This is a genomic window from Streptococcus mitis, from assembly GCF_002096735.1.
Lineage (GTDB): Bacteria > Bacillota > Bacilli > Lactobacillales > Streptococcaceae > Streptococcus > Streptococcus mitis_CZ.
Window position 1 is genome coordinate 262,745 of record NZ_NCVC01000016.1, and the last position, 25,066, is coordinate 287,810.

Here is a 25,066-nt window from a genome sequence, read left to right on the forward strand (position 1 = left end):
TATGATTGATATTTATTTTTTTCTTGTCGGGAGCATTCTCGCTTCCTTTCTTGGTTTGGTCATTGACCGCTTTCCAGAGCAATCTATTATCCAACCTGCTAGTCACTGCGATTCCTGTCAGACTCGCTTGCGTCCCTTAGATTTGATTCCTATTCTCTCGCAGGTGCTCAATCGCTTTCGCTGTCGCTACTGCAAGGCTACATATCCTGTCTGGTATGCCCTCTTTGAACTAGGTTTAGGACTCCTCTTTCTGGCTTGGTCATGGGGCTGGCTTTCCTTGGTACAAGTCGTCCTCATAACTGCCGGTTTGACCTTGGGTATCTACGACTTTCGCCATCAGGAATATCCCCTACTGGTCTGGATGACTTTCCACCTAATCCTCATGGCTTCCTCTGGCTGGAATCTAGTCATGGTCTTCTTCCTTGCTCTTGGAATTGTGGCTCATTTTATCGATATCCGCATGGGTGCAGGGGATTTTCTCTTTTTAGCTTCTTGTGCTATCGTCTTTAGCGCAACCGAATTACTCATCTTGATTCAGTTTGCTTCTGCGACGGGCATCCTGGCCTTTCTACTGCAAAAGAAAAAGGAAAGACTTCCTTTCGTGCCTTTCCTCTTACTCGCTGCCTGTGTAATTATTTTTGGTAAGCTACTGCTTGTTTGATAAAGTCCTCAATCGGCTCTCCTTGGTGGAGAGCTTTTACGATTTTTGAACCGACGATAACGCCATCTGACACCGCATTGAAGCGTTCTACATCAGCTTGACTAGATACGCCAAAACCTGTCAAGACTGGGATATCGGCCACTTGATGAAGTTGTGCCAAGTGCTTGTCCAAATCTGCGCGGTAATTGCCTGATTTCCCTGTCACCCCATTGATGGCAACCGCATAGACGAATCCTTCTGCCCCATCAATCAACTCTTTCTGACGCTCAAGCCCTGTCGTCAAACTAACTAGGGGAATCAAAGCGATGTCTGTATCTGCCAAATAAGGCTCCACAAAATTGGTATGCTCATGAGGAAGGTCTGGAATGATCAAGCCCTTAACCGCTGTATCTGCCAAATCTTTGACAAAGTTCTCCACACCGTACTGAAAGAGAGGGTTGAAGTAGGTCATGATGACAAGTGGAACCTCTGTTTCAATGGTTTTCAATGTTTCAACCAAAGCCTGGGTAGAGGTCCCGTGGGCTAAACTGCGCAAGCCAGCTTCTTCGATAACAGGTCCATCTGCAACAGGGTCTGAAAAGGGAATACCAACTTCAATAGCCGAAACACCCAAATCTTCTAAAAAGTGAATTGTTTCAGAAAGACCGTCCAAACCTTTTTCGTGGTCACCAGCCATGATATAGGGAACGAAAATTCCTTTTCCAGCTGCTTTAATAGCGTTCAATTTTTCTGTTAGTGTCTTAGGCATAAGTTTCTCCCTTCTTTACTGCATCTGCTTCCAAGCGGTCTTTGACTTGAACCACATCCTTGTCCCCACGACCTGATAGACAGACAATCATAGACTTTTCTGGTCCAAGTTCTTTGGCCAATTTCACTGCGAAAGCAATGGCATGACTCGATTCCAAGGCTGGGATAATCCCTTCCACACGAGACAAGAGTTGGAAACCTTCCAAGGCTTCTTCGTCTGTCACAGGGACATAGCTGGCACGTTTAATATCGTGGTAGTGAGAATGTTCTGGACCAATACCAGGATAGTCCAAACCTGCTGAGATAGAGAAGGCTTCAAGAATTTGACCATGGGCATCTTGGAGCACATCCATGAGGGAACCATGAAGGACACCCGGACGACCCTTGGTCAAGGTAGCTGCGTGGTGCTCCGTATCCACACCAAGTCCAGCCGCTTCAGCCCCATACATAGCTACAGACTCATCTTCTACAAAGGGATGGAAGAGCCCGATAGCATTAGAACCACCACCAACACAGGCTACTAAAGCATCTGGCAGATCTTGTCCTGTCAAGTCACGGTACTGTTGTTTAGCTTCTCGACCAATAACGCTTTGGAAGTCACGAACGATTTCTGGGAAAGGATGAGGCCCCAAGGCAGAACCAAGAATATAGTGGGTGTCGTCGATATTTGCCACCCATGAACGAAGAGCTGCATTGACCGCATCCTTGAGCACGCGCGAACCGTCTGTCACTGCCTCAACCTTGGCTCCCAAAAGCTCCATACGGAAGACATTGAGGGCTTGGCGTTTGACATCTTCCTCACCCATGTAGATAGTACATTCCATGTTAAAGAGGGCTGCAGCTGTTGCAGTTGCTACACCGTGCTGACCAGCACCCGTTTCAGCGATAATTTTCTTTTTACCCATGCGTTTAGCCAGAAGAACTTGTCCCAAGGCATTGTTAATCTTGTGGGCCCCTGTATGGTTAAGGTCTTCACGTTTAAGATAAATCTTGGCTCCGCCAATATGCTGGGTCAAGTTTTTTGCGTAGTAAAGGGGAGTTTCACGTCCCACATACTGGCGCAAGAGTTGGTTCAATTCCTCTTGGAAACTTGGGTCTGCCTGACTTTCACGGTAGGCCTTCTCCAACTCCAAAACTGCTGTCATCAATGTTTCTGGGACGAAACGTCCGCCGAATTTTCCGTAAAATCCATCTTTATTTGGTTCTTGATATGCCATGCTTTACCCTCTCTATAAATCTTCTAATCTTTTCATGATCTTTTTGTCCGTCTGTCTCCACTCCACTTGATACATCTACTGCATAGGGAGTAAAGTGTTGAATTGCTTTTACTACATTGTCTTCATTAAGCCCACCTGCGATAAAGAAAGGCTGAGTTAGTCCAATCGTATCCAGTTGAGCCCAGTCAAAGGTCTGGCCACTTCCTGCCACAGGGGCATCAAAGAGTAGATAGTCTGCCTGAGAATTGGGCACATGACCCTCTCCATTCACCTGTACCGCCTGAATGCTGGCACAAGGCAAATCCTCAAACAAATCATCTTCCACCTGACCGTGAACTTGAACCAAGTCTAGGCCAACTTTTTCAATTGCTTCTAGCAATTCTGCCCGACTTGGTGAAACAAATACACCAACCTTTTTGACATCTGCAGGAATAAGCGTTGCCAGCTCAGCAGCCTGATCCAAAGTCACCTGTCTTTTACTAGGTGCAAAGACAAAACCGATGTAGTCTGCTCCTGCTGATACAGCTGTTTCCACCGCTTCTTTGGTCGATAGTCCACAAATCTTAACCTTTGTCAATCTGCAACTCCTTGATTCTCTGGGCCACATCTTCTGCCTGCATAAGAGCTGTCCCTACCAAAATTCCGTTAAAGTATGGGGCTACTCGTTCCGCATCCTGCCCTGTGAAAATGGCAGATTCAGAAATGTACAAGCAATCATTTTTGAAATGTTTAGCCAAATCTACACTGGTCTGCAAGTCAACTTCAAAGGTGGTCAAATTACGATTATTGACCCCGATAATCTGGGCACCAAGTCTGTGAGCCACTTCTAGTTCAGCTAGATTGTGAGTTTCCACTAAAACCTCCAGACTAAGCTCTGTCGCGTAGTCATACAGTTCCTTGAGACGTTCTTCTGACAAGGCGGCCACAATGAGCAGGATGACTGTTGCACCTGCATTGCGAGCTCGAATGATTTGCTTTTCATCGATAATAAAGTTCTTGTTGAGCGTTGGAATCTGTACCTGACTGGAAATCTCCCGTAGATAATCCAAATGACCTTTAAAGAAAACTTCATCTGTCAGAACAGAAATCATCACTGCTCCGTTCGCTTCATAAGTCTGGGCCTGTTGCACAATATCCACATTGAGATTGATATCTCCCAGACTAGGGCTAGCTTTCTTGACTTCAGCGATTACCTGTAAACGGTCTTGGTGTTGTTTTAGATAGTCAGCCAAGCGATAGGTCTGGCGCAGGGGCTGGATTTCCTCCAGCTCCATCTGCTCAACCTCACGCGCCTTCTGCACCAAGATTCGTGCTAAAAATTCCTGACTCATTTTTGGTACTCCTGTAACAGTCTGAGTTTTTCAAGGGCCTTGCCACTAGCAATGACTTGACGAGCCAAGGCAACTCCTTCCTTGATGCTAGCTACCTTACCATTAGCATAGAAACCAAGACCAGCATTTAAAACTGTCGTTTCCAAGAATGGACTTGGTTCATTTTTAAGAACGCTAAGCAAAATTTCTGCATTTTCCTGAGCATTGCCTCCACGAATGTCTTCGATAGCGTAGTATTCCATTCCCAAATCCTCTGGAGTGAAGCTTGACAAGGTGATTTCGCCATTTTCCAGAAGAGCAATCTTGGTTGTTCCGTTCAAGCCGGCTTCATCCAGCCCTTCTGGTCCAGCAACCACGATGGCACGTTTGCGACCCATGTTTTTCAAAACCTGAGCTGTACTTTCTAGAAGTTCTGGACGACTAATACCAAGAAGCTGTGTTTCCAAAGCCATTGGGTGAATCAGAGGACCAGTCAAGTTCATGATCGTTGGAATTCCCAATTCCAAACGAGCTGGCATGATGTATTTCATTGCTGGGTGCATATTTTTAGCAAAGAGAAAGACGATACCAGTTTTATCAAAGACCTTACCTAATTCAGCTGGTTTGAGGTCTAGGTTGATGCCTAAGGCTTCGAGGACATCTGCAGAACCAGATTTAGAAGAAATCGAGCGATTACCATGCTTGGCCATATGAACACCGCCACCAGCCAAGACAAAGGCTGCAGTTGTAGAGATGTTAAAGCTGAAAGACTTGTCCCCACCTGTACCACAGTTGTCCATAGCGTCATGGATTTCAGTTGGAATGTGTTGGGCATGTCCTCTCATGACTTGGGCAATGGCTGTGCGTTCCTCAGGTGTTTCCCCCTTCATCTTAAGAGCCAAGAGGAGAGAAGCAATCTGCGCCTCCGTTACACGCCCAGTTACGATACGCTCAATGACATCCGTCATTTCCACACCTGATAAATTTTCAAATTTTGCTAGTTTTTCAATAATCTCTTTCATCCTAGTTTCCTCACTTTACAACCTTCTCGATAAAATTCTGAATAGAAGACAAGCCATCTGGCGTTCCAATGCTCTCTGGATGGTACTGGAAGCCATAAATTGGAAGTGTTTTGTGTTGAATCCCCATGATGGCTTGGTCATCAGTCGAACGAGCTGTCACTTCAAAGTTTTCTGGCATTTCCTCAATCAAAATACTGTGATAACGCATGACCGCACGACCATCCTCGATACCTTGATACAAAACAGATGGTGCTTCAAAGCGGATATTGCTCTGTTTTCCATGCATGACTTTTGGAGCCAAACCTAACTTACCACCAAAGACTTCTGCAATGGCTTGGTGACCCAAACAAATCCCAAGAATCGGCTTCTTGCCAGTAAAATCACGAATCATGTCTTCCATCTTTCCAGCATCAACTGGCCAACCAGGACCAGGAGAAAAGACCAGACCATCTGCTTTTTCAGCTTCTTCATACAGCTTGGGATCATCATTTCTCAAGACCTGAACTTCTGCAAAATTCCCAATGTATTGCGCCAAGTTATAGGTAAAAGAATCATAGTTGTCAATCAATAAAATCATGGTCTTAGTTCTCCAATTCTAGTCATAGATTTAGCCTTGTTAATGGTTTCTTGGTATTCGTTTTGGGCGATGGAGTCGTAGACAATCCCTGCCCCGGCCTGCACATAGGCTGTTTGATTTTTGAGAATCATGGTTCGGATGGCAATGGCGAAGTCCATATCACCCGTCGCAGACAAGTAGCCGATTGCTCCTGCGTATACGCCCCGTTTTTCCGTTTCCAGTTCATAGATGCGTCTCATCGCGCGAATTTTTGGTGCTCCAGAAACAGTTCCAGCAGGAAGTGTTGCTTTCAAGGCATCCATAGCAGTGAGTTCTGGAAGCAAACGCCCCTTGACCACACTGGTCAAATGCATGACATAACGGAAGAGCTCCACTTCCATATACTTAGTGACTTGGACACTGGCCGTTTCAGAGATGCGACCAATATCATTTCGTCCCAAGTCTACTAACATTCGATGCTCTGCTGTTTCCTTCTCATCCGAAAGCAGGTCTGTCGCCAAAGCCTTGTCTTCTTCATCCGTAGCGCCTCTTGGTCGTGTCCCTGCAATCGGATTAGTTGTCACGATGCCATTTTTAACTGAAACTAAACTTTCTGGACTAGCACCGATGATTTGATAATCCCCAAAATCATAGAAATAAAGGTAATTAGAAGGATTAGTCACGCGGAGATTTCTGTAGAAGTCAAATGGATTTCCAGTAACTTCTGCTGAGAAACGCTGACTGAGTACACATTGGAACATATCCCCGTTACGAATCAAGTCACGAGCTATTTCCACCATTTCCTCAAACTTCTGAGGAGCGATATGGGGTTTGAAGTCTAACGGAGATAGATCCAAGTCTTCAAATTCATTTGGAGCAGAGATGCGTAATTCCTCAAGCACTTGGTTCAAGGCTTCTTCCAAGGCTTCTTGACTGCGCTCACTATAGAGAGCCTCCTCGATGACATGAATTTTTTCCTTCTTGTGGTCAAAGACCATGTAACTCTCATAGACGAAGAAATGCATGTCTGGCGTTCCAATCGTATCTTCAGGAATTTGACCAATTTCTTCATAAAGCGAAATCATATCGTAACCAACAAAACCAATGGCTCCACCACCAAAAGGTAGATCTGAGTGGTGCTGGCTCTTATGAGTCACTTCATAAAGAAAATCTAAGGGATCCTGATCAATCACTTGACCATTTTGATAAAGAACTCCATTTTCAAACTTAATCTCAAAAACTGGATTATAGGCTAAGATAGAAAAACGAGCTGTTTCCTTGTCTCTCGGAATACTCTCTAAAATAACCTTGTGTTGCCCCTTTAGACGCATATAAGCCAAGATTGGTGATAAGACATCTCCATGAATGATTCGTTCCATTGTAATTTCCCTTTCAGTTCTAATTCTAGTTCGTGGCGACTGTATGAAAAATCCCCACGCAAAATAACTTGCGTGAGGACGAAATTCGCGGTGCCACCTCAATTATAGGATTTCTCCTATCTCTCATTCCTGTCTCAGATACCTCCTGTAACAGGCTGTGCAATAAAGGGCACTCCCTTGAGAATTATGTTTTCTTCTCTTGTTTCAGATGGACCCAACCTTACAGCTTTCTCTGCTTGTTTCCAGCAACCACAAGCTCTCTGTGAGAGAAAGGACTGTAATTTTTCCATCTTTTATTTTTTAGCTTCTAGGTAGTCTGCAATAGCAGCTACGTCCTTGTCTCCACGACCAGAGACATTGATGATGATAATCTCATCTTTGCTTAGTTTCGGTGCACGTTTGACTGCTTCAGCGATAGCGTGTGAACTTTCAATCGCTGGGATAATCCCTTCAGTCTTGCTGAGAAGGAGGAGGGCTTGAACAGCTTCTTCATCCGTCGCAGCGACATATTCCACGCGACCTGAGTCTTTGAAGTAGGCGTGTTCTGGTCCAACACCTGGATAATCTAAACCGGCTGAGATAGAGTAAACCGGAGCCAGCTCTCCGTCTTCCTTAAAGACTGCATAGGTCTTCATACCGTCGACAATTCCGATACTACCTTTTGTCATAGTAGCTGCGTGCTTGTCTGTATCAAGTCCGTGACCAGCAGCTTCTACCCCAACCAATTTGACTTCTTCATCAGCCACATACTGTGAAAAAGCACCGATGGCATTGGAACCACCACCTACACAGGCAATAACGTAGTCTGGTAAACTGCCTTCTTTTTCTAAGATTTGACGACGTGATTCTTCACTGATGATCTTTTGGAACTCGTGGACAATTGTAGGATAAGGGTGTGGTCCTACAGCAGATCCCAAAACGTAGAAGGCTTCCAAATCATTCATCCATGCTCCAAAGGCTGCATCAACCGCATCTTTGAGGGTACGAGTTCCTGTTTCAACTGCATGAACTGTCGCTCCCATCATCTCCATACGGAAAACATTGAGACGTTGACGTTCTACATCTTCTGCCCCCATGTAGACATCACAGGCCATACCAAACTTGGCTGCAGCTGCAGCTGTCGCAACACCGTGCTGACCAGCTCCTGTTTCTGCGATGACACGTTTTTTGCCCATACGTTTAGCAAGAAGAATTTGCCCTAAAACGTTGTTGAGTTTGTGAGAACCAAGGTGGTTAAGGTCTTCACGCTTGAGATAAATCTTAGCTCCACCTAAGTGATCTGTCAAACTTTCCGCAAAATAAAGCGGTGTTTCGCGACCTGAATAGTCCTTCAAATAATGGCGAAATTCTGCCAAAAACTCTGGATCATCCTTGTACTTGTCAAATGTCACTTCCAACTCATCCAACAAAGCCTGAATAGGCTCTGGTACAAAACTACCACCAAATTGTCCAAAATAACCTTTAGTTGTCATAATTTTTTTCTCTTTTCTACTGTTTCCAAGATATGAAAAAGCCCACACACAGAATTAAACTCTGTGTGAGGGCGTTGGTAACGCGGTGCCACCTCAATTATAAAGGGACTATTTCCCTTTACATCTCTGCCTTGTCTAACAACAAGTTGCACTGTAAGGTGTGCGCACCGAATTTTCATTGTTTCAAATTCATTTTTAAAATCAGCCCACTTTCACTACTCCCAACCACCTGTTCACAATCACCACAGGCTCCCTGAAGATCAAAAATAGTTACTTTTCTGATTTGTTGAATTTATTTTAATACTTTGTTTTTTCTTTGTCAAGACTTTTTTACAATTTTTTTGATAAAGCTAGCACTTTTTCAGAAACTGTTTTGAAAGTCTCAATGATATAGTCTACTTCTTCATCGCTTAATTTAGTGTGAAGAGGGAGCGTAATTTCATTTTCAAAGAAGGCATAGGCCTTAGGATAATTCGCCATATCAAAGCCAAGATTCTTATAGGCTGTTAAGAGTGGAAGCGGTTTATAGTGTACGTTACTTGCAATTCCTGCTTTAGCCAATTCTTGAATGATGAGGTTGCGTTCTTCTAGGCTTGCTCCTTCTACATGGGTGATGTAGAGGTGGCGTGAAGATTCGACACTATCAGTCTTGTGTGCCAATGGATGGATACGAGAACCTGAAAAACCACGATCATAACGGTCCACGATGTCCTTACGCCGGCCAAGCAAACTTGGGTAACGATCCAATTGTACCAATCCAAGTGATGCCATGATATCTGTCATATTGCACTTGTAGGCTGGTGTGACAATATCGTATTCCCATGAGCCCAGTTGCATCTTGGCAAGAGCATCCTTAGTTTGCCCGTGAAGGGAAAGAATTTGGAATTCCTTGTACATCTCTTCGTCATCAATCGCTGGATTGGCTTTCCAAGTCGCACTTCCTCCCTCAGCAGTTGTAAAATTCTTAACGGCATGGAATGAGAAGGAAGTAAAGTCAGCGATAGAACCAGCTGGTTGTCCTTTATAAGTAGATCCCAAAGCGTGGGCACTATCAGAGACAATCACAATACGGTTAAAGGCCTTTTGCCACTTGCTTGAAGCATTAAAGAGATCACGTTTTTTCTCCACGACTTGGAACAATCGGTCATAATCGCAAACAATCCCTGCAAGCTCTACTGGGATGATCACCTTTGTCTTTTCAGTGATAGCTTGCTCCAGCAAGTCATAGTCCATCTCAAACGTATCTGCTTGAATATCCACCATGACAGGGGTCGCTCCTACGTGAGTGATGACACTACATGAAGCTGTATAAGTCATAGCTGGAACGATGACTTCATCTCCAGGACCCACTTCCAAAACACGCAAAATCAACTCAAGAGCTGCAGTCGCAGAGTTTAGGCAGACAGTCTTAGGCGTCTGTGTGTATTGAGACAAGCGACGCTCCAGCTCTTTTGTCTTAGGACCTGTTGTAATCCAACCAGAACGAAGGGTATCCGCTACTTCAGCAATTTCTGCTTCCGTAATATCGGGTGGTGAAAATGGAATATTGTAATTTGGCATTGATTTGCTCCTTTTATCTGTACTCATTTTCTCATGACTACTTTATTTTAGCACTTCAAACACGGTTTGAAACATGATTTTGATGTCTCCAAGGAAACTAAACTCTCGGAGATAGGCGAGGTTATAGCTCATCTTTTCAGGAAGGACGTGTTCGACATAGGCTTGGTCAACCGACAGACCTTTCTCCGTCATTTGACTGATGATGGTGTCCTCATCCTTGTAGTTGATGCTGGCTGGAGAGGTAATCCCTGCTGGTAAGAGCAAGGTCGCCATCATTTCAGGGCTATACTGCTCTGTGTAACGAGGCACTTCAGGTCGTGTACCGACAAAAGACATTTCGCCTTTAAGAACATTGACCAGCTGAGGCAGTTCGTCTAAACGGACACGGCGGATGAAATTGCCAACCTTGGTAATACGACTATCGTTAGCTGAAGTCACCAGACTTCCTTTTTTATCCGCATCCGTCACCATGGTACGGAACTTCCAAATCTTGAACCGACGGTTATACTGGGTCACGCGCTCTTGCTTGTAAATCACTGGCCCCTTGCTATCCAACTTGATCCAAATGCTCAAGATGAGAAAGATAGGAGAGGTCAGAATCAGCAAGACTACGGCTAGAATCCAGTCCAAACAACGCTTGAAAATCAGCGAACCCTTCCTTTTAGAGACAAGCTGGTAGTAAGACTCAACCTCGCTTGATTTCATTTCCACGGGCAAGTCTTCCCATTTCAGCATGCTGTTTCTCCTTTGTTTTTATTATACTATTTGTCAACATTTTTCATTATACCACAAAATAGAAAAGGCGGTGAAAGAAATCTGTAATTTGAAGGATTTCATTCTTACACTCAATGAAAATCAAAGAGCTAGCCGCAGGCTGATCAATGTGCAGCTTTGAGATTGCGGATAAAGCTGACATGGCTTGAATAGATTTTCAAAGAGTATTAGGACATGGCACCCGCTTGCAAACTATACATCTTGTGATAGGTTCCTCCCAGAACCAAGAGTTCCTCATGGGTTCCACTCTCGATGATGCGCCCCTTGTCCAAAACATAGATACAGTTGGCGTCTTGGATGGTAGAAAGGCGATGAGCAATGGCAATGGTTGTCCGTCCCTGTCTCATCTTAGCCAGAGAAGCTTGAACCAAACTTTCTGTTTCAGAGTCAATATTGGCTGTCGCTTCATCCAAAATCAGGATTTTAGGCTGACTGGCGACTGTTCTGGCAAAGGCAAGAAGCTGACGCTGACCTGTTGAAAAACTGGAGCCACGCTCAGAAACAGGGGAATCATAACCCTGAGGAAGTTCTTGGATAAAGGAATCTGCATTCACGAAGGCTGCTGCAGCCTGGACCTGGTCATCACTGATCTCTTGGTACATGGCGATATTGGACTTAATGGTCCCATGATAGAGGAAGGGATCCTGCAAGACCAGACCGATGTTCTTTCTCAGCTCTTCCTGACTGTAGTCCCTAATGTCCACACCATCCAAGAGAACTCGCCCTGACTGGAATTCATAAAAGCGCATGAGGACATTGATAATAGACGATTTCCCTGAACCTGTATGGCCTACAAAAGCAATGGTTTCACCCTTGTTAACCGAAAAGGAAATATCATCCAGAATCTGATGTTTACCGTCATATGAGAAACACACATGTTCAAACCGGATATTGCCTTCTTTGACTTTAGCCTGCCCATTTTCTTGAAGAGGTTCATAGGTCCTCTCGTCTATCAGGGCAAAGACACGACCTGCAGAAACCATAGACGTTTGAAGGGTTGAAAAGTTTTGCGTCACTTCAATCAAGGGGTCAAAGAGACGATTGATGTACTGGATAAAGGCATACATGGTTCCGACTGTTATTCCCAGATAAAGTCCACGATAGCCAAAATAGGCCATCAAGACAGCATATCCTAGGAGTTTCAGCAAACTCATAGCAGGGCGCAAAAAAAAGGCATCCAAGGCTACAGAACGGTTGGCATAGATCAAGTGTTCTTGGTTGATTTCATCAAACTCTGACTGTAGGCGCTTCTCTTGATTAAAGGCCTGGATTATTCTGATTCCCTCGATGTTTTCAGCCAGCTTGCTATTGATATCTGACAAGAGACTTCTGGTTTTCTCAATGATTTTCACTGATTTTTTCCGATAGAGATTGACCAAAAGGAAAATCAAAGGGAGAAAGAGCAAGACTAATGCTGTCAAACGAAAATCCAACACCAACATGGTATAAAGGGTTGTCAGAAAAATGAAAACTGCTGAGATAAAGCTGGATAAAATTCCTGAAAACATATCACTGATAGTCTCGGTGTCATTGGTCAAACGAGAGACGATAGAGCCTGCTGGCGTCTTGTCAAAATAAGACATGCCCAGCTTTTCCATATTGGCAAAGGCATCTCGACGAATATCTCTAACAATACTGTAGGACACCCGCGCAAAGAGAAGATTGCCGACATACTGGACCAGAGTTTGTAGGATATAAAGACCATAGTAGACCAGCAAAACGGTCACAGCGAGTTGGTTGAGATTGCTCAGATACTGGTCAATAAAATGGGAAGCCACAAGGGGAATGACACTTTTAATGACCGTCGTCGCTAGGAGAAAACTGAGTGCCAAAAAAGTCAGGAGTCCATAAGGCTTGAGATAAGACATCAAGCGCTTCAATACAGTCCATTGTTCTTGTTTATTCTGCATCTTCTTCTCCTTTCATTTCCAGCTGCTGAGACTGGTAGGTTTGAGCATACCAGCCATCCAAAGCTAGCAAGTCTTCGTGCCTGCCTCGTTCGATGATTTGGCCATTTTGCAGGACTAAAATCAAATCTGCATGGACAACTGCACTGAGGCGATGAGCCGTGATAATGGTTGTCTTGTCCTGACGCGTTTCCTTAAGATTGTCAATAATAGCATACTCTGTCTTGGCATCCACGGCTGACAAGGAATCATCTAAAATCAAAATATCAGGGTCTAAAATCATCGCCCGACTCATAGCCAGACGTTGCTTTTGACCACCAGAAAGACTGACTCCCTTTTCACCAATCAACGTATCAAATCCCTGAGGCATGGCTACAATGTCTTGGTAAACTTGGGCTAGCTTAGTCGCTTCCTCGACCGCTGAAAGGGGCAAGTTAGGATTGCCAAAGCGGATATTATCTAAAATCGAAGTCGCAAAGAGGAACTGGTCCTGAGGGACGTAGCCCATGAGACTACGAAGGTCTGTCAGACGATAGTCACGAATATTATGACCGTTTAGATAAATGGCTCCCTCATCCACATCGTATTCACGCAAGAGAAGCTTGATCAAAGATGTTTTTCCAGAGCCTGTCTGCCCGACTAAGCCCAATGTTTGCCCTTTTTCCAAACTAAAGTGGATATCCGTCAATGTCTCCTCATTTTCAAAGGCAAAGCTGTCAATGGAATATTCCAAACGTCCATTTTCAATACCATCTAAAGGAAACTCAGGGTCTTGTACAGGTGATTCCTGAGACAAAAGTTCCTCAATCCGCTGGTAGGAAACCTTCCCTCGCTGGGTAATATTAAAGAGGAAGCCGATGGCCATAAGAGGCCAAACTAGCATATCCAAGTAGCTGATAAAGGTAACTAGATTCCCAACCGTGATTTGCCCTTTCTGAACTATCAAGGAGCCGACCAAGAGCGTTAAAACATAGGATGAACCAACAAATAAGAGAACCATGGGGTCAAAGAGACTATCGTATTTCATGGTTTTGAGGTTCTTTTGGAAGGTCAATTCATTGACTGCCTGGAAAGACTTCAACTCGTCCGCCTGATAACCGAAAGACTTGGTCACTTTGATACCTGATACAGACTCCTGCACCTTGTTATTGAGTTCAGAAAAGGCAGTCTGCGATTCACCAAAAGCCTTGTGGGTCTTTCTCCCTAGACGACTGGTCGCATAAGCCATGAAAGGCAGGGGCAGAATGGCAACCAAGGTCATCTGCCATGAAATGCTAAAGAACATGGTCAGCAAAGTCATCAGCGCTGTGATAGAGGCATCCACCGCAGACATGACTCCTCCACCTGCTAAACGAGTCAAGGCATTGATATCGTTGGTTGCATGTGCCATCAGGTCCCCCGTCCGATAGGTTTGATAAAAGGCTGGAGACATTTTTGTGAAATGCTCAAACAAGCGAGACCGCATAATCTGTCCCAAACGGTAGGAAGTTCCAAGGATATACATCCGCCAAACATAGCGCAGATAATACATCCCAAAGGCCGCAAGAAGCAAGTAAAATAGGTCAAGAAGGAGGTCCTGCTGAGTTAATTGCCCTGATGTGATAGCATCAATGACCCGACCCATAACCATGGGGGGAATTAGATTGAGGACGGAAACCAAGACCAAGGCCACAATCCCGACTAGATAACGGCGTTTTTCTAACTTGAAAAACCACCAAAGTTTTTGAATAATGGACATAAAATCCCTTTCTGATTGCAAATGGAAACCTGAGGCCAAGACCCCAGGTTTTTCTTATTCATAGGTTACAACTGTGACGGCACCCTTGTCATACTCAGCGATAAAGATATTGGCCACATTGTCATGTCCTTGTTTGCTTAGATTATCAAGCAGCCACTCTTCGCTACGGCCAATCGATTCCAAAACATCGACTTGGATCACACCGTCAGTCACAACTGGATACTTAGGATTTTCATCCCCCATTTGGACCACGATGAGTTGGCCATTTTGCTCCTGCACAGCGCATTTGACCTGTTTCATCTGGAAAATCCCTTGGCTACGAAGTTTGAGAGCAACTTCTGCTGCAGACAAACCAACTGAACGACAGGCTTCTGGGGCAATCTGCCCATTTTTAATGAGGAGAGTTGGTTTCCCATCAATCAAGCGTTTGACAAAACGAACATTGTTATTAAGCCACTTGAGTGTCAAAACCAAAATAGTCCACATCATCAGAATCACTGCATACTGGAGAATGCTAATAGAACTATTGTAAATTACCCCACCGATGATACCACCAAGAACATAGTTCTGAATTTGGTCTGTCGCAGAGTTAGGTGCTAGGTTCCCCTTTCCTGTCACATTAATAACAAAAACAAGAGAGAAAAGACCCAAGGCCAGTTTGATTAAAATTTCCATATAGTTGAGTGTCATTTGTTTACCTCCACCAATTCAATAGCGTCTGTTTGATGCAATTCTAATTTCTCTAAAAGATACTTGTCTGGTTGGCTCCCGTTCATGGCGCGGTAGAAATTTGGACCTACCTTGACAAGCGCTCCATCAGTGGCAGCTGAAGTATTAACGTAAACTTCTGATTTATCCACCCCCAAGTCTTTAGAAACAACCTCTATGAAATGAAGGGAAGTTTGAAATTGATTGTTAGAGGCTTGATTGGTCTGGTATTTTGAAATTGTCACCAAAAGCATGGCTACTAAGGTCAAGGCTAAAATCATGACCAATTCCCGAAACTTAGTCCCCTTTTTATCACGATAAGCCTTAAAAGCAAAAAATCCTGTGATAGCTAGGAGCACAATCCCAAAGCCAATCATGATTCCATTTTGCTGACTGATTTGGCTAAGTACATAGTCATACGAGTAAAATTTCATTTATTTTCACTCCCTTTCATAAAATCATTCTTCATTATAAATGAAAGAGGGTGATTTTTCAAGCCATACGTTGGGGAAATAGACCTTTTTTTGGTATAATAAAATCTATAATCTGAATGAAAAAGGTAACTTTATGAAACTTATATCATGGAATATTGATTCCCTAAACGCTGCCCTAACTAGTGACTCAGCTCGCGCGAAATTGTCCCAAGAAGTACTACAAACTTTGGTCGCTGAAAATGCTGATATTATCGCTATCCAAGAAACCAAGCTTTCTGCTAAGGGTCCTACAAAGAAACACTTGGAAATTTTAGAAGAACTCTTCCCAGGCTACGAAAATACGTGGCGCTCTTCCCAAGAACCTGCCCGTAAAGGCTATGCTGGAACCATGTTCCTTTATAAGAAAGAACTTACACCTACTGTCACTTTCCCAGAAATCGGTGCCCCTTCTACCATGGACTTGGAAGGTCGTATCATCACTTTAGAATTTGATAAGTTTTTCGTGACCCAAGTTTACACTCCAAACGCTGGAGACGGCCTCAAACGCTTGGAGGAGCGTCAAGTCTGGGATGTCAAATATGCTGAGTACTTGGCTGAACTAGACAAAGAAAAACCAGTCCTTGCGACCGGTGACTACAATGTAGCCCACAATGAAATCGACCTTGCAAATCCTGCTAGCAACCGCCGTTCTCCTGGATTTACCGACGAGGAACGTGCTGGATTTACCAACCTTTTAGCAACTGGATTTACTGATACCTTCCGCCACATTCACGGCGATGTTCCAGAACGCTACACTTGGTGGGCACAACGCAGCAAGACTTCCAAAATCAACAATACAGGCTGGAGAATCGACTACTGGCTCACAAGTAATCGTATCGCTGACAAGGTGACCAAGTCAGATATGATTGACTCAGGTGCTCGACAAGACCATACACCCATTGTCTTGGAGATTGAACTCTAAGGAGAAAGCTAATGGACTATCAAGCTGTCATCCCCGAATTTGTGGTATCCAACATCGAAAAGTCGCGCTACTTCTACTGTGACTTGCTGGGCTTCTCTGTCGAATACGAACGCCCCGAGGAGAAATTTCTGTTCCTCTCCCTTGAAAACTGCCAACTCATGTTAGAAGAAGGCGACGCAGAAGGATTAGCTCAGCTGACTTATCCTTTTGGGCGTGGTGTCAATATTTCCTTTGGCATTGAGGATGTTCCTCAGCTCCACCAAAAACTGCTGGAAGCTGACTATCCCATCCATCGTCCCCTGACAAAAAGAGAATTTCGAGTGGGAGATAGTTTTATTTATCCCCATGAATTTGCAGTCTTGGATCCAGATGGCTATTTTTTAAGATTTAGCGAGTAGAAAAATAGAAACCTACAATACTGTATCGTGTTTGAACTGCACCCCAAAAGTTAGACAGAGAAAATCTAACTTTTGGGGTATTTTTATTATGAAATTAACTTATGATGATAAAGTTCAGATCTATGAACTTAGAAAACAAGGCTATAGCTTAGAGAAGCTTTCAAATAAATTTGGGATAAATAATTCTAATCTTAGGTATATGATTAAATTGATTGATCGTTACGGAATAGAGTTCGTCAAAAAAGGAAAAAATCGTTACTATTCTCCTGATTTAAAACAAGAAATGATTCATAAAGTCTTACATGAAGGCTGGACTAAAGATAGAGTTTCTCTTGAATACGGCCTCCCAAGTCGTACGATACTTCTTAATTGGCTAGCACAATACAAGAAAAATGGGTATACTATTGTTGAGAAAACAAGAGGGAGAGTACCTAAAATGGGACGTAAGCCAAAAAAGAGACCTGAAGAGAGGACAGAATTAGAACGTCTTCAAGCAGAAAATGAGTACCTGAGAGCGGAGAATGCCATCCTAAAAAAGTTGAGAGAACTCCGATTGAAGGAGAAAAAAGAGAAAGAAGAAAGACAGAAATTGTTCAAGAATTAATGACTGAGTTTTCGTTAGATATTCTTCTAAAAGCCATTAAACTAGCTCGTTCGACCTACTACTATCACTTGAAACAACTAGACAAACCAGATAAGGACCAAGAGCTTAAAGCTGAAATTCAATCCATTTTTATCGAACACAAGGGAAATTATGGTTATCGTCGGATTCATTTAGAACTAAGAAATCGTGGTTATCTGGTAAATCAGAAAAGAGTTCAACGCTTGATGAAAGTACTCAATTTACAAGCTAAAGTGCGACAGAAACGAAAATATTCTTCTCATAAAGGAGATGTTGGTAAGAAGGCAGAGAATCTCATTCAACGTCAATTTAAAGGCTCTAAAACAATGGAAAAGTGCTACACAGATGTGACAGAATTTGCCATTCCAGCAAGTACTCAAAAGCTTTACTTATCACCAGTTTTAGATGGTTTTAATAGCGAAATTATCGCCTATAATCTTTCAACTTCACCTAACTTAGAACAAGTAAAAACGATGTTGGAACAGGCCTTCACAGAGAAACACTACGAGGATACGATTCTCCATAGTGACCAAGGTTGGCAATACCAACACGACTCTTATCATCGGTTCCTAGAGAGTAAGGGAATTCAAGCATCTATGTCGCGCAAGGGTAACAGCCCAGACAACGGTATGATGGAGTCCTTCTTTGGCATTCTGAAATCGGAGATGTTTTATGGTTATGAGAAGTCATTTCAGTCGCTTAAGCAATTGGAACAAGCCATTGTAGACTATATTGATTACTACAACAACAAACGAATTAAGGTTAAACTAAAAGGACTCAGTCCTGTGCAATACAGAACTAAATCCTTTCAATAATTATTTGTCTAACTTTTTGGGGTCAGTACAGTTGTAGGTTTTTGTTCGTTCGTTTTTTTTATCTAAACACTAACAAAATCTTTGATTTCTAAAGTTATTTAGTGTAAAATAAAAACATTGGCACAAGCCTATTTAAAATTAAATATCATTTTACTTGTTTATGTCGTGAATTGGCACGACGTTTCTACAAGGTGCCGGAACACCTAACAATAAGTAAGTCAGAAGTGAGGTATGGTCGTTTTTGCCATGCCTATTTTGGGGACTTACTTAGAGATTAAGTAGGTCTTTTTTGAATATTTTTAATATTTCCCTTAATTAGTGCGGACGGGAGCAACTTCCTTCGGAATTTCATCCCTAATTTTTGAGCCAAAAGTCTCAAAAATCCCGTCATAGACAATAACAAGATTATTGTCTATGATACCACTACAACGGGAAATATTTGATAAGACTCGCTTCGCTCGTAATAGTTTTATCAAATATATAGTACTAGCAAAAGGGATCACTATAGAAACATTTAAACAACAAGTAAATTGGCTTTTAGACTTTAGGAGGTCTTATGAAATTATTAGAAGAGCGCATCCTCAAGGATGGGCATATCTTGGGTGATAACATCCTCAAGGTGGATTCCTTTTTAACCCACCAAGTTGACTATCAATTGATGCGAGAGATTGGAAAGCTCTTTGCGGAAAAATTTGCTTCTACTGGTATTACCAAAGTCGTGACCATTGAAGCGTCGGGTATTGCCCCAGCCGTTTATACAGCTGAAGCCTTAAACGTTCCCATGATTTTCGCTAAAAAAGCTAAGAACATCACTATGAATGAAGGTATCTTAACTGCCCAAGTTTACTCCTTTACCAAGCAAGTGACCAGCACCGTTTCCATCGCTGGAAAATTCCTCTCACCAGAGGACAAGGTCTTGATTATCGACGATTTCCTTGCTAATGGCCAAGCTGCCAAAGGCTTGATTCAAATTATTGAACAAGCTGGTGCCACAGTCGAAGCTATCGGTATTGTGATTGAAAAATCCTTCCAAGATGGCCGTGATTTGCTTGAAAAAGCAGGCTACCCTGTTCTATCACTCGCTCGTTTGGATCGTTTTGAAAATGGTCAAGTTATTTTTAAGGAGGCAGATCTCTAATGCAAACTCAAGAAAAACACTCGCAAGCAGCCGTTCTTGGCTTGCAGCACTTACTAGCCATGTACTCAGGATCCATCCTGGTTCCCATCATGATTGCGACAGCCCTTGGCTATTCGGCTGAGCAGTTAACCTACCTGATTTCTACAGATATCTTCATGTGTGGGGTGGCAACCTTCCTCCAACTTCAACTCAACAAATACTTTGGGATTGGACTCCCAGTCGTTCTTGGAGTTGCCTTTCAGTCGGTAGCCCCCTTGATTATGATTGGACAAAGCCATGGTAGTGGAGCTATGTTTGGTGCCCTTATTGCATCAGGGATTTACGTGGTTCTTGTGTCAGGCATCTTCTCAAAAGTGGCCAATCTCTTCCCATCTATCGTAACAGGTTCTGTAATTACCACGATTGGTTTAACCTTGATTCCTGTCGCTATTGGAAATATGGGAAATAACGTTCCAGAGCCAACTGGTCAAAGTCTCTTGCTTGCAGCTATCACTGTTCTGATTATCCTCTTGATTAACATCTTTACCAAAGGATTTATCAAGTCTATCTCTATTTTGATTGGTCTGGTTGTTGGAACTGCCATTGCTGCCAGCATGGGCTTGGTTGACTTCTCTCCTGTTGCAGCAGCACCACTTGTCCATGTCCCAACTCCACTCTACTTTGGGATGCCAACCTTTGAAATCTCATCGATTGTAATGATGTGTATCATCGCAACGGTGTCTATGGTTGAGTCGACTGGTGTTTACCTAGCCTTGTCTGATATCACGAAAGACTCAATCGACAGCACGCGCCTTCGCAACGGTTACCGCGCAGAAGGTTTGGCCGTACTTCTCGGAGGAATCTTTAACACCTTCCCTTACACAGGATTTTCACAAAACGTTGGTTTGGTTAAATTGTCAGGTATCAAGACTCGCCTGCCAATCTACTACGCAGCTGGTTTCCTGGTTCTCCTTGGACTCCTTCCTAAGTTTGGCGCCCTTGCCCAAATCATTCCAAGCCCTGTCCTCGGTGGTGCCATGCTGGTGATGTTTGGTTTTGTATCCATTCAAGGGATGCAAATTCTCGCTCGTGTTGACTTTGCTAACAATGAACATAACTTCCTTATTGCAGCTGTTTCAATCGCTGCAGGTGTCGGTCTAAATAACAGTAATCTCTTTGTCAGCATGCCGACAGCCTTCCAAATGTTCTTCTCAAACGGAATCGTCGTAGCCAGCCTACTTGCCATTGTCCTCAATGCCGTATTAAATCATAAAAAGAAATAAGAAAAAGAGGTGTGAGCCTCTTTTTTGTTTCTCTATATCCTTACCTGTCTGTCTTCTGACCTCTGTCCTGTGACAAACATGGTAAAGGTTGCCTTACAGACATTTCTGCCTTCTTGATTGGTAATATCGACATCCACTACGCAGGTTGTGCGACCTTGATGGACACATTCTCCTTTAATAGTCAGCACATCATCAAGTTTTCCTGCTTTGAGGTAGTTGATAGAGGATTGGAGCGTCACTCCGTCTAATCCTAGAGATATGACCACCAAACCGCTGATCTGGTCACAAAGGGTAAAGAGATAGCCACCGTGGGCATTGCCATAGTAGTTGAGCGACGAGTCCACTACTTTGGTCGTCACCACAACGTGACCATCTCTCATTTGTTCAATTTCGTAATTTTCAAAAGCAGATATAGCGTCAAAATGAAAATCTTTCATCGTTTCCTCCTGATATTTCAAACGACACTATGATACTACTTTTTATAGGACTGTGCAAGGAGAAAGCTCCTAGTCTGGCAAAATTCCGACCTGCTCCACAAAGCGCATAAAAGCTGTCTGCCCTTGTTCCGTCTGCTTGTAGACTCCTGCATCCTCAAGTACACGCGCAAAGATAGCACCAACAGAGTCTTTGACGATTTCAAGGGCTTTTTCTTTATCTGTTATGTCTGGATGTTGGACTTTGAGTTGGTATGCCCATTTCTGATGATAATCGGCAACTGTATCAGCTTCTCCTACAAGATAGCTAGCGACTTGCTCCACCTCTTCTTTTAGACGTGGTGGCAAGATTGCCAAGCCCATGACCTCAATCAAGCCGATATTTTCCTTCTTGATATGTTGGACATCCTTGTGGGGATGATAGATGCCATCAGGATGCTCTGGCGATGTCTGATTGTCTCGCAAGACCAAGTCCAACTCAAACTGTCCATCGCGTTTACGGGCAATGGGTGTGATGGTATGATGCGGTGTCCCATCAGTCTCAGCCAAAATCTGCACTTCAGGGTCTGAATACTGACGCCATTCCTGCAAAATCTTATCAGCCAAGTTGATCAAATCTTCTTTGGAATCCGAAGTCAAACGCAACACTGACATTGGCCACTTGACAATGCCAGCCTTGACCTGCTCAAAACCTGCAAATAGAAAGGTTTTTTGCAAGGGAGCCAATTCCATAGGAAATACGTGACGGCCTCCCTGATAGTGGTCATGAGTCAGAATAGAGCCACCCACAATCGGCAAGTCGGCATTAGATCCAGCAAAATATCCTGGAAACTGCTCTACGATAGCCAGCAGGCGTTCAAAGCTCTGACGACTAATGGCCATGGGACGATGCTGGCCATCTAAGAAAATACAGTGCTCATTAAAGTAAGCATAGGGCGAATACTGGAACCCCCACTCCTGACCAGCCATTTCAAAACGGATAATACGGTGGTTGCTGCGAGCTGGGTGGTTGACCCGACCATGGTATCCCTCATTCTCTAGACAAAGCTGACACTGGGGATAATTGCTAGCTTGCACCAACTTGGCTGCGGCAATCTCTTTCGGATCCTTTTCAGGCTTAGAGAGGTTGATGGTAATTTCAAGTTCTCCGTAGTCAGACGGCACACGATAAGCGATATTTTTAGCAATAGCCTTGAGTTTGATGTAGTCATTCTTCTGGCTAAGTTGGTAAAAATCCTCTATCGCTTGCTCAGGAGATTGGGCGTAGGTTGCCCAAAAGTCACGATTGACCTGACTTGGACAAGGGGTCACCAAGTCCATCAGTTCAGCACCGAGGATTTCACGCTCAGTCTGACTATCCTCAATCGTCTCTAATCGAACGGCTTCCTCAACCAGCTGGTCCTTGAGGTCAATCAATTTATCCAGATTGGTCTCAACTTCCAAAACACCATCTCCCACTCGTGCCAAGACACGATTGGTCAGGTAGATTCGATCCATTTCCTCAAATGAACTTTCAGTAATAACATGTGTTACAAATTTATCTACTAAGGTCACTATAGAGCCTCCTTTTGACTAGTCAAGGACGCGAGTGCCACCTGCAACTTCAGCGATATAGAAGCTTGGAGCGTAGCCAACGACTTCCTCGTAGTGCTTGCCAACAGCTTCCTTAAAGACCTCAACAGTATCTTTTTGCACCAAGGCAATGGCACAACCACCAAAACCTGCCCCTGTCATACGAGCACCGAGAACACCTTCTTGTGCCCAAGCTGTGTGAACAAGGGTATCCAATTCCAAGCCAGTTACTTCATAGTCATGTTCTAGAGAAACGTGAGAAGCATTCATCAAACGACCAAAGGTTTCCAAATCACCTGCCTGAAGAGCTGCTTGCGCTTTGAGGGTACGTTGGTTTTCAAGCACAGCATGACGAGCACGTTTCAAACGATTTTCGTCTTTGATTAGGTAGCTGTACTGGTCAAAGGCCCACTCGTCCAACTCACCCAAGGTCTGAATATCCAAGGATACTTGCAATTCTTCCACTGCTTTTTCACACTCAGCACGGCGTTCATTATATTTAGAATCCGCCAATTCACGGCGTTTGTTGGTGTTCATGATAACAACGACATTGTCTTTCAAATCAAGTGGTACCAAGTCGTACTCTAAGGTATTGGTATCTAGGTAAATAGCACGTTGATCAGCTCCCATACCGATAGCAAACTGGTCCATGATACCAGAGTTGACTCCGATAAAGTTGTTTTCTGTTTGTTTTCCGATTTTAACCAAATCGAGACGCTCTAATTTTAAATCAAAGAGATGCTCTGCCACGACTCCTGTTAAGAGTTCAAGGGATGCTGAAGAAGACAAGCCAGCACCATTTGGGATATTCCCATAAACATAAAAATCAAACCCTTTGTCAATCACATGCCCAGCTTCTTGCAAGAAATGAAGAACTCCTTTTGGATAATTAGTCCAGTTGTGCTCTTTTTCAAACTTGAGATCCGCTAAAGGCACTTCGATAATGCCCTTTTCCTCAAAGTTAGCTGAGTAGAAACGCAAGACTTGATCGTCACGCTTGCGAGCTGCACCGTAAGTTCCCAAGGAAATAGCAGCAGGAAAAACGTGCCCACCGTTGTAGTCTGTGTGCTCACCAATCAAGTTGATACGACCTGGTGAAAAGAATGTTTGGTCTGCTTCTTGACCAAAAACAGCAAGAAAGTCTTTACGAAGTGCTTCAGCAGTAAGATGTTGTGTCATATGAATTCTCCTTTTACTGTCCGTTAAGTCTCCTTAACGTGTAATCGTTTTCTTCTATTGTATCCAAGGGATTTCCCAAGGTCAATCCTTTTTACTAAAATTTTACTAAACTATCAGTAAAAAGCAGAAAAATATGATATACTAATCTAATCAAGGAGGATTTATGGCTACCTTAAAAGACATTGCACAACTAGCTTCTGTCTCTATCGCGACCGTATCCCGTGTCCTAAACCGCGACCAGAGCCTATCTGTTACAGAAGAAACCAGACACCGTATTTTAACTGTTGCTGAAGAGTTGGGCTACACTAAGCACCTCAAGACAGGCGAGTCCCACAAGCCCAAGCAAAAGATTGCCATTATCCAATGGGTCAGCGAACAAGGGGAGCTGGACGACCTCTACTACTACCAGATTCGCCTAGGCATAGAAAAAAGAGCCCAAGAGTTGGACTACGATATCTTGCGCTATTTTAATGACCATCCTTTTACCCTGAGCGAGGAAGTGATTGGGATTCTCTGCATCGGAAAGTTTAGTCGAGCTCAGATTTCTGCCTTTGAAGAATACCAAAAGCCTCTTGTATTTCTAGACAGCGATACACTTTCCCTGGGACATACCTGCATTATCACAGACTTTTACACTGCCATGAAACAGGTTGTCGATTATTTTCTCAGCCAAGGGATGGACCGCATCGGGATTCTAACAGGCCTTGAAGAAACAACCGACCAAGAAGAAATCATTGAGGATAAGCGACTGGAAAATTTTAGAAACTACAGTCAAACAAAAGGAATCTATCATGATGAATTAGTCTTTCAAGGAAGCTTTACCGCCCAGTCTGGCTATGACTTGATGAAGGAGGCCATTCAGAACTTGGGAGACCAACTCCCACCAGCCTTTTTTGCAGCTAGCGATAGTTTAGCCATCGGTGCCCTCCGTGCGCTCCAAGAAGCTGGAATCAACCTGCCAGACCGCGTCAGTCTTATTTCCTTTAACGATACTAGCCTGACCAAGCAAGTCTATCCTCCCCTCTCTAGCATCACCGTCTATACCGAAGAAATGGGCCGAGCAGGTATGGATATTCTTAATAAGGAAGTACTCCACGGTCGGAAAATCCCTAGCCTAACCATGCTGGGAACCAGACTGACATTGAGAGAGAGTACTCTGCCATAACTCCACAAATTAAAAATGACAAAAAATCCTAATAG

Annotated in this window: 24 protein-coding genes, 1 riboswitch and 2 other annotated features; of the genes, 7 read left to right on the forward strand and 17 right to left on the reverse strand. The window is 43.6% G+C overall.

Annotated elements, in window-relative coordinates; translation table 11 throughout:
• Position 1 precedes the first annotated feature (1 nt).
• Positions 2-661 carry a prepilin peptidase gene (locus B7703_RS06795; protein WP_084924146.1) on the forward strand — a complete coding sequence of 220 codons (660 nt, stop codon included), beginning with the start codon at positions 2-4 and terminating at the stop codon, positions 659-661.
• On the opposite strand, the gene trpA is transcribed toward B7703_RS06795, so the two are convergent.
• From trpA to B7703_RS06870, 14 genes are all read right to left on the reverse strand, one after another.
• The gene (gene trpA / locus B7703_RS06800) at positions 633-1,409 is read right to left on the reverse strand and encodes a tryptophan synthase subunit alpha (RefSeq protein ID WP_084924147.1); all 777 of its coding nucleotides are present in this window, start codon (positions 1,407-1,409) and stop codon (positions 633-635) included. The genes B7703_RS06795 and trpA overlap by 29 nt on opposite strands.
• On the reverse strand, positions 1,402-2,625 hold the full coding sequence (gene trpB, locus B7703_RS06805) for a tryptophan synthase subunit beta (RefSeq protein ID WP_084924149.1): 1,224 nt from the start codon (positions 2,623-2,625) through the stop codon (positions 1,402-1,404). Before trpB (B7703_RS06805) ends, trpA begins: the two co-directional genes overlap by 8 nt.
• Positions 2,603-3,202, reverse strand: coding sequence for a phosphoribosylanthranilate isomerase (locus tag B7703_RS06810; protein WP_192851968.1), 600 nt, complete (start codon positions 3,200-3,202; stop codon positions 2,603-2,605). Before B7703_RS06810 ends, trpB (B7703_RS06805) begins: the two co-directional genes overlap by 23 nt.
• The gene (gene trpC, locus B7703_RS06815) at positions 3,189-3,956 is read right to left on the reverse strand and encodes an indole-3-glycerol phosphate synthase TrpC (protein WP_049491308.1); all 768 of its coding nucleotides are present in this window, start codon (positions 3,954-3,956) and stop codon (positions 3,189-3,191) included. The genes B7703_RS06810 and trpC overlap by 14 nt, the downstream gene beginning before the upstream one ends.
• Complete coding sequence (trpD, locus tag B7703_RS06820; RefSeq protein WP_061425703.1) at positions 3,953-4,957, reverse strand: anthranilate phosphoribosyltransferase; 1,005 nt, start codon at positions 4,955-4,957, stop codon at positions 3,953-3,955. Before trpD ends, trpC begins: the two co-directional genes overlap by 4 nt.
• 10 nt (positions 4,958-4,967) lie before the next feature.
• A complete protein-coding gene (locus B7703_RS06825; protein ID WP_084924152.1) occupies positions 4,968-5,534 on the reverse strand; it encodes an aminodeoxychorismate/anthranilate synthase component II in 567 nt (188 codons plus the stop codon).
• Positions 5,531-6,892: an anthranilate synthase component I gene (gene trpE, locus B7703_RS06830; RefSeq protein ID WP_084924153.1), complete on the reverse strand. Its 1,362-nt coding sequence runs from the start codon at positions 6,890-6,892 to the stop codon at positions 5,531-5,533. The genes B7703_RS06825 and trpE overlap by 4 nt, the downstream gene beginning before the upstream one ends.
• Before the next feature lie 71 nt (positions 6,893-6,963).
• Positions 6,964-7,189 (reverse strand) — a binding site (T-box leader).
• Entirely contained in the window at positions 7,186-8,367 is a 1,182-nt protein-coding gene (gene trpB / locus B7703_RS06835; RefSeq protein ID WP_142358201.1) for a tryptophan synthase subunit beta, read from the reverse strand. It overlaps the preceding feature by 4 nt.
• Before the next feature lie 61 nt (positions 8,368-8,428).
• Positions 8,429-8,660, reverse strand: a binding site (T-box leader).
• A 34-nt stretch (positions 8,661-8,694) separates the two neighbouring features.
• On the reverse strand, positions 8,695-9,924 hold the full coding sequence (locus tag B7703_RS06840) for a DegT/DnrJ/EryC1/StrS family aminotransferase (protein WP_084924156.1): 1,230 nt from the start codon (positions 9,922-9,924) through the stop codon (positions 8,695-8,697).
• Between the two features lie 42 nt (positions 9,925-9,966).
• A complete protein-coding gene (locus tag B7703_RS06845) occupies positions 9,967-10,659 on the reverse strand; it encodes a sugar transferase (RefSeq protein WP_084924157.1) in 693 nt (230 codons plus the stop codon).
• Positions 10,660-10,865: 206 nt separating this feature from the next.
• Positions 10,866-12,608: an ABC transporter ATP-binding protein gene (locus B7703_RS06855; protein ID WP_084924159.1), complete on the reverse strand. Its 1,743-nt coding sequence runs from the start codon at positions 12,606-12,608 to the stop codon at positions 10,866-10,868.
• On the reverse strand, positions 12,598-14,343 hold the full coding sequence (locus B7703_RS06860; RefSeq protein WP_084924160.1) for an ABC transporter ATP-binding protein: 1,746 nt from the start codon (positions 14,341-14,343) through the stop codon (positions 12,598-12,600). Before B7703_RS06860 ends, B7703_RS06855 begins: the two co-directional genes overlap by 11 nt.
• A 54-nt stretch (positions 14,344-14,397) precedes the next feature.
• Positions 14,398-15,033, reverse strand: coding sequence for a DUF421 domain-containing protein (locus B7703_RS06865; RefSeq protein ID WP_084888829.1), 636 nt, complete (start codon positions 15,031-15,033; stop codon positions 14,398-14,400).
• A complete protein-coding gene (locus tag B7703_RS06870) occupies positions 15,030-15,485 on the reverse strand; it encodes a DUF3290 family protein (protein ID WP_000675331.1) in 456 nt (151 codons plus the stop codon). The genes B7703_RS06865 and B7703_RS06870 overlap by 4 nt, the downstream gene beginning before the upstream one ends.
• 133 nt (positions 15,486-15,618) lie before the next feature.
• On the opposite strand from B7703_RS06870, the gene B7703_RS06875 reads away from it, so the two are divergent.
• The 5 genes from B7703_RS06875 (at position 15,619) to B7703_RS06900 (ending at position 20,681) form a co-directional block, all read left to right on the forward strand.
• Positions 15,619-16,446, forward strand: a complete 828-nt coding sequence (locus tag B7703_RS06875) for an exodeoxyribonuclease III (RefSeq protein ID WP_084924162.1) — start codon at positions 15,619-15,621, stop codon at positions 16,444-16,446.
• A gap of 11 nt (positions 16,447-16,457) precedes the next feature.
• On the forward strand, positions 16,458-16,844 hold the full coding sequence (locus tag B7703_RS06880; RefSeq protein WP_084924163.1) for a bleomycin resistance protein: 387 nt from the start codon (positions 16,458-16,460) through the stop codon (positions 16,842-16,844).
• Positions 16,845-16,932: 88 nt separating this feature from the next.
• Positions 16,933-18,281, forward strand: a protein-coding gene (locus tag B7703_RS06885; RefSeq protein WP_115262387.1) for an IS3 family transposase whose coding sequence is annotated in 2 segments (ribosomal slippage) — positions 16,933-17,374 and positions 17,374-18,281 — 1,350 coding nt in all. Because the reading frame shifts where the segments join, the coding sequence is not laid out codon by codon here.
• A gap of 134 nt (positions 18,282-18,415) precedes the next feature.
• Positions 18,416-18,511, forward strand: a riboswitch (purine riboswitch).
• 326 nt (positions 18,512-18,837) lie between these two features.
• On the forward strand, positions 18,838-19,419 hold the full coding sequence (locus B7703_RS06895; protein WP_084924165.1) for a xanthine phosphoribosyltransferase: 582 nt from the start codon (positions 18,838-18,840) through the stop codon (positions 19,417-19,419).
• Positions 19,419-20,681 carry a nucleobase:cation symporter-2 family protein gene (locus B7703_RS06900; RefSeq protein ID WP_084924166.1) on the forward strand — a complete coding sequence of 421 codons (1,263 nt, stop codon included), beginning with the start codon at positions 19,419-19,421 and terminating at the stop codon, positions 20,679-20,681. Before B7703_RS06895 ends, B7703_RS06900 begins: the two co-directional genes overlap by 1 nt.
• 32 nt (positions 20,682-20,713) lie before the next feature.
• On the opposite strand, the gene B7703_RS06905 is transcribed toward B7703_RS06900, so the two are convergent.
• The 3 genes from B7703_RS06905 to B7703_RS06915 form a co-directional block, all read right to left on the reverse strand.
• Positions 20,714-21,118, reverse strand: a complete 405-nt coding sequence (locus B7703_RS06905; protein WP_000651223.1) for a PaaI family thioesterase — start codon at positions 21,116-21,118, stop codon at positions 20,714-20,716.
• 69 nt (positions 21,119-21,187) lie between these two features.
• Positions 21,188-22,669 (reverse strand): UDP-glucose--hexose-1-phosphate uridylyltransferase, encoded by a 1,482-nt coding sequence (locus tag B7703_RS06910; RefSeq protein ID WP_084924168.1) that lies wholly within the window; start codon positions 22,667-22,669, stop codon positions 21,188-21,190.
• 18 nt (positions 22,670-22,687) lie between these two features.
• The gene (locus B7703_RS06915; RefSeq protein WP_084924169.1) at positions 22,688-23,866 is read right to left on the reverse strand and encodes a galactokinase; all 1,179 of its coding nucleotides are present in this window, start codon (positions 23,864-23,866) and stop codon (positions 22,688-22,690) included.
• Positions 23,867-24,029: 163 nt separating this feature from the next.
• Here B7703_RS06915 and galR point away from each other — a divergent pair, with 163 nt between their 5' ends.
• On the forward strand, positions 24,030-25,031 hold the full coding sequence (gene galR, locus B7703_RS06920) for a DNA-binding transcriptional regulator GalR (protein ID WP_084924171.1): 1,002 nt from the start codon (positions 24,030-24,032) through the stop codon (positions 25,029-25,031).
• Positions 25,032-25,066 lie beyond the last annotated feature (35 nt).